This is a genomic window from Polaromonas sp., from assembly GCF_030682935.1.
Lineage (GTDB): Bacteria > Pseudomonadota > Gammaproteobacteria > Burkholderiales > Burkholderiaceae_C > Polaromonas.
In genome coordinates this window covers 1-7,305 of record NZ_JAUXNA010000056.1, presented here as the reverse complement: position 1 = coordinate 7,305, position 7,305 = coordinate 1, and the positions used below count along the sequence as shown (strand labels likewise).

At 62.0% G+C, this 7,305-nt stretch carries 7 protein-coding genes and 1 pseudogene; 5 read left to right on the top strand and 3 right to left on the bottom strand.

Features of this window, described 5'->3' with window-relative positions:
• The 5 genes from Q8K05_RS01980 to Q8K05_RS01960 form a co-directional block, all read left to right on the top strand.
• The coding region (locus Q8K05_RS01980; RefSeq protein WP_305244866.1) for an NADH-quinone oxidoreductase subunit M at window positions 1-709 on the top strand (709 nt) is incomplete at its 5' end.
• Window positions 710-731: 22 nt separating this feature from the next.
• Window positions 732-2,234 (top strand): NADH-quinone oxidoreductase subunit NuoN, encoded by a 1,503-nt coding sequence (gene nuoN / locus Q8K05_RS01975; RefSeq protein WP_305244865.1) that lies wholly within the window; start codon window positions 732-734, stop codon window positions 2,232-2,234.
• A 10-nt stretch (window positions 2,235-2,244) separates the two neighbouring features.
• Window positions 2,245-2,547, top strand: a complete 303-nt coding sequence (locus tag Q8K05_RS01970; RefSeq protein WP_305244864.1) for a DUF2818 family protein — start codon at window positions 2,245-2,247, stop codon at window positions 2,545-2,547.
• Between the two features lie 32 nt (window positions 2,548-2,579).
• Window positions 2,580-3,161 (top strand): NUDIX domain-containing protein, encoded by a 582-nt coding sequence (locus Q8K05_RS01965; protein ID WP_305244863.1) that lies wholly within the window; start codon window positions 2,580-2,582, stop codon window positions 3,159-3,161.
• 18 nt (window positions 3,162-3,179) lie between these two features.
• Window positions 3,180-3,704, top strand: a complete 525-nt coding sequence (locus tag Q8K05_RS01960; RefSeq protein WP_305244862.1) for a DUF1178 family protein — start codon at window positions 3,180-3,182, stop codon at window positions 3,702-3,704.
• 81 nt (window positions 3,705-3,785) lie between these two features.
• Here Q8K05_RS01960 and Q8K05_RS01955 read toward each other — a convergent pair whose 3' ends face one another.
• The 3 genes and pseudogenes from Q8K05_RS01955 to Q8K05_RS01945 form a co-directional block, all read right to left on the bottom strand.
• Window positions 3,786-5,111 carry a Glu/Leu/Phe/Val dehydrogenase gene (locus tag Q8K05_RS01955; RefSeq protein ID WP_305244861.1) on the bottom strand — a complete coding sequence of 442 codons (1,326 nt, stop codon included), beginning with the start codon at window positions 5,109-5,111 and terminating at the stop codon, window positions 3,786-3,788.
• 142 nt (window positions 5,112-5,253) lie between these two features.
• Window positions 5,254-7,047, bottom strand: a complete 1,794-nt coding sequence (locus tag Q8K05_RS01950; RefSeq protein WP_305244860.1) for an ABC transporter transmembrane domain-containing protein — start codon at window positions 7,045-7,047, stop codon at window positions 5,254-5,256.
• Window positions 7,048-7,087: 40 nt separating this feature from the next.
• A pseudogene (locus tag Q8K05_RS01945) lies at window positions 7,088-7,305 on the bottom strand (LLM class flavin-dependent oxidoreductase); the annotation flags it as partial.

Here is a 7,305-nt window from a genome sequence, read left to right as displayed (position 1 = left end):
GTTTCTGCGGTTTTCGCTGCCTATCGCGCCGGATGCCTCGCGCGAGTGGGCCTGGTTGATGATTGCCTTGTCCCTGATCGCCGTCGTCTACGTGGGTCTGGTGGCGCTGGTACAGAAGGACATGAAAAAGCTGGTGGCGTACTCGTCCGTGGTTCACATGGGGTTTGTCACCTTGGGCTTCTTCCTGTTCAGTGACCTCGGCGTTTCGGGCGGCATTGTGCAGATGGTGGCGCATGGTTTTGTGTCAGGCGCCATGTTCCTGTGCATTGGCGTGCTCTACGACCGCGTTCATTCACGGGAGATTTCCAGCTACGGTGGCGTGGTCTCCACCATGCCCAAGTTTGCCGCCTTTGCCTTGCTTTTCACCATGGCCAACAGCGGTTTGCCTGGCACGGCCGGTTTTGTCGGCGAATGGATGGTGATTCTGGCATCCGTCAAATACAACTTCTGGATCGGTGCTGCTGCAGCGTCCACCTTGATTTTTGGTGCAGCCTACTCGCTCTGGATGTTCAAGCGCGTGTACCTTGGGCCGGTCGTCAACGAAGACGTCAAGGCGCTGAAAGATATCAACGGCCGTGAATTCCTGATGCTGTCCTTGCTGGCCATTGCCGTGCTGTTCATGGGCATCTATCCAAAGCCGTTTACCGATGTGATGAACACCTCGGTGGCTGACCTGCTCAAGCACGTAGCCGTCTCGAAACTGAACTAAGCAACCTATCCAAAGAATTCAGATGATTGACAAACTCAGTTGGATCACGGTCTACCCCGAAATCGTTCTCTTGATCATGGCCTGCGTGATTTTGCTGGTGGACCTTGGCAGCAAAACGCCACAGCGCACCGGCACTTATGCGCTGACCTTGCTGACGCTGGCCGTGGTGGCCACCATGGAAGCCTTCTATGCGGTGGGCGGCCAGACCATTTATGGTTTTGGCAACATGGTGGTCAGCGACCCCATGGGCAACTGGCTCAAATGCTTTGCCAGCGTCGCCACGATGGTCTCGCTGGTCTATGGCCGGCCCTATGCCGCGGATCGCGGCATGCTGCGCGGCGGCGAGTACTTCACGCTCAGCCTGTTCGCATTGCTGGGCATGTTCGTGATGATTTCAGGTCACAACTTTCTGGTGATCTACATGGGTCTGGAGTTGCTGACGCTGTCCAGCTACGCGCTGGTGGCGTTGCGCCGCGACGATGCAACTTCCTCGGAAGCAGCCATGAAGTACTTTGTACTGGGCGCGCTGGCCTCGGGCTTTTTGCTCTATGGGCTGTCGATGCTGTACGGCGCCACCGGATCGCTGGACGTCAATGAAGTGTTTAGCGCCATTGCAAGCCGTCAGGTCAAGCATCAGGTGCTGGTGTTCGGCCTGGTGTTCATCGTGGCGGGCCTGGCGTTCAAACTCGGGGCCGTGCCTTTTCACATGTGGTTGCCAGACGTGTATCAGGGTGCACCTACGGCGGTGACGCTGCTGATCGGTGGCGCCCCCCAACTGGCGGCCTTTGCGATTGTCATCCGCTTGCTGGTGGAAGGCTTGCTGCCGCTGGCCATTGACTGGCAGCAGATGCTGGCCTTGATGGCCATAGGCTCATTGCTGGTGGGTAACCTGGCGGCCGTGGCACAAACCAACCTCAAGCGCATGCTGGCGTTTTCAACGATTTCGCAAATGGGATTTTTGCTGCTGGGCCTGATGGCTGGCGTGGTCAATGGCAACCAGATCAATGCCGAGTCTGCCTATGGCGCCTCCATGTTCTACGTCGTGACCTATGTGCTCACGACGCTGGCTGCGTTCGGCATCATCTTGCTGCTGGCCCGCGCCGGGCACGAGTCCGAAGAGATTTCTGACCTGGCTGGCCTGAACCAGCGCAGCCCGTTGTACGCCGGTGTCATGGCCATCAGCATGCTTTCGCTGGCCGGCTTGCCGCCGCTGGTGGGGTTTTATGCCAAGCTGGGCGTGCTGCAGGCGCTGATTGCGTCGGAGAAAACCAGCTATCTGGTGCTGGCGATTTTCGCGGTCATCATGTCGCTGATCGGCGCTTTTTATTACCTGCGCGTGGTCAAGGTGATGTACTTTGATGCACCCCATCGTCACAATGCCCAGCCGATTTCGGCCCCGGCGGATGCAAAGGCCGTACTGGCCATCAATGGCGCACTGATTCTGATTCTGGGTATCGCGCCCGGCGGACTGATGACCCTGTGCGCACAATCGATCAGCAGCATCATCAAGTCCCTCGGAGCCTAGGTCTTTATTCATGACGCAAACCACTTCAATCTGGCTGCTCGTGCTGCTGGCCTTGCTGGCCGCTAACCTGCCCTTCATCAGCAACCGCCTGTTCGCGGTGCTGGCGCTCAAGACCCCGAAGAACCTGGCTGTACGGCTCATGGAACTGGTGGTCTGGTATTTTCTGGTCGGCGGCTTGGGGCTCTACCTTGAACAACGCGCCGGGCAAAATGCGCCGCAGGGCTGGGAGTTTTATGCCATCACGGGCACGCTTTTCCTCACTTTTTCATTTCCCGGGTTTACCTACCGTTATCTGTTCAAGCACCGCGCATGATGGTCGCGCGTGGTGCGGATGAGAAAAGCGCCATGGCTGACGCCCATCTGCTGGAGAGCCGGGTGGGCTCCGAAGAAATTCTCAAGGGACATTTTCTTCATGTGTTCCGCGATACCGTCCGGCTTCCCGACGGCAAGCACGCCACACGGGAATATGTGATTCACCCCGGTGCGGTGATGGTCGTGGCGCAGCTCGACGACGGCCGGGTGGTGCTGGAGCGCCAATACCGCTATCCGGTGCAATCGGTCATGCTCGAATTTCCAGCGGGAAAGCTCGATCCTGGCGAGGCCTCGCTGGCCTGTGCCCAGCGCGAGTTGCTGGAAGAAACCGGCTACACCGCGCGGCAGTGGGCCAGGGCGGGTGTGCTGCACCCGGTGATTTCCTATTCCACCGAATTTATAGACATCTGGTTTGCGCGCGGGCTCACCCTGGGTGAACGCAAGCTCGATGCCGGTGAATTTCTGGATGTGTTCACGGCCACCCCCACCGAACTGCTGGACTGGTGCGGCAACGGCCGGGTCACCGACGCCAAGACACTGACGGGGGTTCTATGGCTGCAAAACGTGTTGTCGGGGGCATGGGCACTGGATTGGCAAGCGGCCACGCCGCAATGAGCTGACGATAATCCCGTTATGAAAGTCCTGAATCTGCAGTGTGCGTACCAGCATTCGTTTGAAGGCTGGTTTGGTTCTGAGGACGATTTCCAGGCACAACTGGCGCGTGGCCTGATTGAATGCCCGCTGTGTGCCGACAAAGGCATTCAAAAACTGCCCAGCGCGCCGCGGCTCAATCTTGGCGGACACCTGACGCAGGATGCACCAGAGAAAAGTATCCATGAGGCGCGATCAGCCGAGGCAGCCCTTGCGCCCCCTGACAACGCCGCCGCGCGCAGCATGGAAGCTGTGATGGGCATGCCAGCGGGTGCAAATCCTGCCGCGCAGGCCGCTTTCCTCAAGGCCTTGCGTCATGTGGTGGCCCAGACCGAGGATGTCGGGGACCGATTTGCCCACGAGGCGCGCCGCATGCACTACGGCGAGGTGGAGGCGCGCAGCATTCGCGGTCAGACCAGTCCACGGGAAGCCGTGGAACTGCTGGAGGAGGGTATTGAGGTCATGCCCTTGCTGCTGCCCCCGGCCGTCAAGGAAACCCTGCAGTAAGAAAAAGGGGTGCCGCTTGACACCCCTGGGGCTAACCCTGCTTGCCCAAGGTCGCCGGCAAGCGACCCAAGACCTGTCTGGTCAGGGGTACAAGCCGCGCAACTCGCGTGTGTGCAAAATACGCTTGCAGGCCACGATAAACGTGGCGGTGCGCAGGCTGACCTTGTGGTCCTGGGCCACCTGCCAGATGCCGGCAAAGGCCTCTTTCATGATGCGCACCAGGCGGGCATTGATTTCGGCTTCATCCCAGAAAAAGCTCGAAAAATCCTGCACCCATTCGAAATAGCTCACGGTCACGCCGCCCGCGTTGGCGATCACGTCGGGCAGCACCAGCACATTGCGCTCCTGCAGGATGTCGTCGGCTTCGGGCGTGGTCGGGCCGTTTGCGCCTTCAATGATCATGCGCGCCTTGATGCGGCCGGCATTGGCGGCGGTAATTTGCTGTTCCAGCGCGGCCGGAATCAGGATGTCGCACGCAACGTCCCAGAACGCATCGTTGGCCAGGACGTCGGCCTCCGCAAAGCCGGCGACGCTGCCGGTCTCTGCGACATGCCTGAGCAGGGCAGGAACGTCCAGGCCCGCTTCGCGGTAAATGGTGCCGCCATGGTCTTGCACGGCGACCACGCGCGCGCCCGCTTCGGCGAACAGTTTGCCGGCAACGCCGCCCACATTGCCAAAGCCTTGCACGGCCACCCGGGAGCTCCCAATGTCCAGTTCGATGTGCCGCGCTGCTTCAGCGCCCACCGTGAACACGCCGCGCCCCGTGGCTTCGCGCCGGCCCAGCGAGCCGCCTAGATCGACCGGCTTGCCCGTGACCACGCCGGTGGCCGTCGAGCCCGTGTTCATCGAGTAGGTGTCCATCATCCAGGCCATGATCTGCTCGTTGGTGTTGACGTCGGGCGCCGGAATGTCCTTGTGGGGGCCGATGATGATGCCGATCTCGCTGGTGTAGCGGCGCGTCATGCGCTCAAGCTCGCCGCGTGACAGGGTTTTGGGATCGACGCGAATGCCGCCCTTGGCGCCGCCGAAAGGCACGTTCACCGCCGCGTTCTTGATCGACATCCAGGCTGACAGCGCCATCACTTCCGACAGCGTCACGTCCTGGTGAAAGCGCACGCCGCCCTTGCCCGGCCCGCGCGAGACGTTGTGCTGCACGCGGTAGCCCTCAAAATGCGCCACCCGGCCGTCGTCCATGTGAATCGGCACATCAACAATCAGGATGCGCTTGGGGCGTTTCAGGGTTTCGGCCCAGCGCGCCAGGTTGCCCAGGTGCGGTATGACGCGATCGACCTGCTGCAGGTAATTGCCCCAGGGGCCGAGCTTGTCGGCCTGCAGGTAGGACGGAAGAGGGTGCTGAGGCAGGGTAGCGGGAGCGGCAACTGGGCTCGGGCCGGAAGCTTGCGACATGAAAAACTCCTTGTGGACAATCAAGGAGCAGAGCTTAGGCCGGCTCCTTCCAAGTGTCCAAGGCCGGCTTCATGTAATTTCATGCAAATAATGCATAACAAGGGATTCTGCGTCCGGGTTTGCCGCTGTGACCGTGCTGTGGTCAGGCATTGAACTGCAGCGCTGCCAGCCGCGCATAAATGCCGCCGCGGCTCACCAGCTCGGCGTGCGTTCCCTGCTCCACGAGTTGGCCATGGTCCAGCACCAGGATGCGGTCGGCCTGCTGCACCGTGGCCAGGCGGTGCGCTATCACCAGCGTGGTGCGGTCCTTCATGGCCGACTCCAGCGCGGCCTGCACCATGCGTTCGCTTTCGGCATCGAGCGCGCTGGTGGCTTCGTCGAGCAGCAGCAGCGGGGAGTTTTTAAGCATGGCGCGCGCAATCGCAATGCGCTGGCGCTGGCCGCCGGACAGGCGCACGCCGCGCTCGCCCAGGAAGGTGTCGTAGCCTTCAGGCAGCGCCGTGATGAATTCATGCGCAAACGCTGCCTGCGCTGCCGCCTTCACGTCGTCGTCGCTGGCTTCGGGTTTGCCGTAGCGGATGTTTTCCAGCGCGCTGGTCGAGAAAATGACGGCGTCCTGCGGCACGATGCCGATGCGCTGGCGCAAGTCGTGCAGCGCCAGGTCGGACGTGGGCACGCCGTCCAGTTCAATGCGGCCCGAGGCCGGATCGTAAAAACGCAGCAGCAGCTGGAACACCGTGCTCTTGCCCGCGCCGCTCGGCCCGACAATCGCCACGGTTTCCCCGGGCGCCACGTTCAGGCTGAAATTGCGCAAGGCGGGCTGCGTCGGGCGGGACGGGTAGTGAAACGTCACTGCTTCGAATTTAATAGCGCTTCCTGCCCGTGTTAGCTGGGCTGGAACCGGATTTGACGGTGAAGTCACGGGCGAGCGCGTTTCCAGCAGTTCCATCAGCCGCTCGGTGGCACCGGCCGCGCGCAGCAGGTCGCCATAGACCTCGCCCAGCACGGCCGCCGCGCTGGCCAGAATGATCACATACACCACGGTCTGGCCCAGGTGGCCGGCGCTGATGTCGCCGCGCATCACTGCCTGCGTGCCCTGGTACAGGCCCCACAGCAGCGCCGCCGAGGTGGCAATGATGATGAACGCCACCAGCACCGAGCGCGCCCTGGTGCGGCGCACGGCGGTGTTGAAGGCGTCGGTGGTCGACTGATCGAAGCGCGCGGCCTCGCGTGCTTCAGCGGTGTAGCTTTGCACCACGGGAATGGCATTGAGCACCTCGGCCGCAATCGCGCTGGAGTCGGCGACCCGGTCCTGGCTGGCCCGCGACAGCTTGCGCACGCGCCGCCCAAACCACACCGAAGGCGCGACGACCAGCACCAGTACGCCCAGCACCTGCACCATCAAATAAGGGTTGGTGTAGACCAGCATGGCCAGCGCGCCGACGCCCATCACGGCATTGCGCAGGCCCATGCTGAGCGACGAGCCCACGACGGTCTGCACCAGCGTGGTGTCGCCGGTCAGGCGGCTCAGCACCTCGCCGGTTTGGGTGGTCTCAAAAAACTCCGGGCTTTGCCGCAGTACATGGCCATAGACCGCGTTGCGTAAATCAGCCGTCACGCGTTCACCGAGCCAGCTGACCATGTAGAAGCGGCCTGCCGACAAAAGCCCCAGCGCCGCCGCGACGGCAAACAACTCAAAGAAATGGGTGCGCAGCGCCACCAGCTGCTCACCTTTGTCCGCTGCACGCATGCCGCCGTCTATCAGGCTGCGCAGGGCCAGCGGAAACACCAGCGTGGCGACTGCCGCCATCACCAGGAAAAACAGCGCCAGACCAATCCGCCCCCGGTAGGGGTGCAAAAAAGGCAGCAGGCCCGACAGCGACCGGGGCGAGCCTTTGGGTGAGATCGGCGCGGTTGAAGTAGATGAAGTAGCCATGGCGCAAGTTTAGCGATGGTTGCGGCGTCCGCCGGGCGCATCAGGCGGCGCGTGCCGCCGCCGCAATGTCCAGCGAGCGCAGCCGCAAGGCCGGGTCGAATACATCGCACACCAGCATGAATTCATCGGCGTCCGTGGCCTGCGCCAGCGCGCTCAGGCCGTTGTGCACGTTGTCCGGACCGCCTATCACCTCAGCCGCCAAAAAGTCTCTGATGGCGGCGCGCTCCTGCGGATGCCTTTGTGCCATGAAGTTCTCCA

What these genes read in the sequence shown, in the direction of transcription:
- nuoN (WP_305244865.1), top strand. Translation starts at nt 732, where the DNA reads ATGATTGACAAACTCAGTTGGATCACGGTCTACCCCGAAATCGTTCTC.
- Q8K05_RS01970 (WP_305244864.1), top strand. Translation starts at nt 2,245, where the DNA reads ATGACGCAAACCACTTCAATCTGGCTGCTCGTGCTGCTGGCCTTGCTG.
- Q8K05_RS01965 (WP_305244863.1), top strand. Translation starts at nt 2,580, where the DNA reads ATGGCTGACGCCCATCTGCTGGAGAGCCGGGTGGGCTCCGAAGAAATT.
- Q8K05_RS01960 (WP_305244862.1), top strand. Translation starts at nt 3,180, where the DNA reads ATGAAAGTCCTGAATCTGCAGTGTGCGTACCAGCATTCGTTTGAAGGC.
- Q8K05_RS01955 (WP_305244861.1), bottom strand. Translation starts at nt 5,111, where the DNA reads ATGTCGCAAGCTTCCGGCCCGAGCCCAGTTGCCGCTCCCGCTACCCTG.
- Q8K05_RS01950 (WP_305244860.1), bottom strand. Translation starts at nt 7,047, where the DNA reads ATGGCTACTTCATCTACTTCAACCGCGCCGATCTCACCCAAAGGCTCG.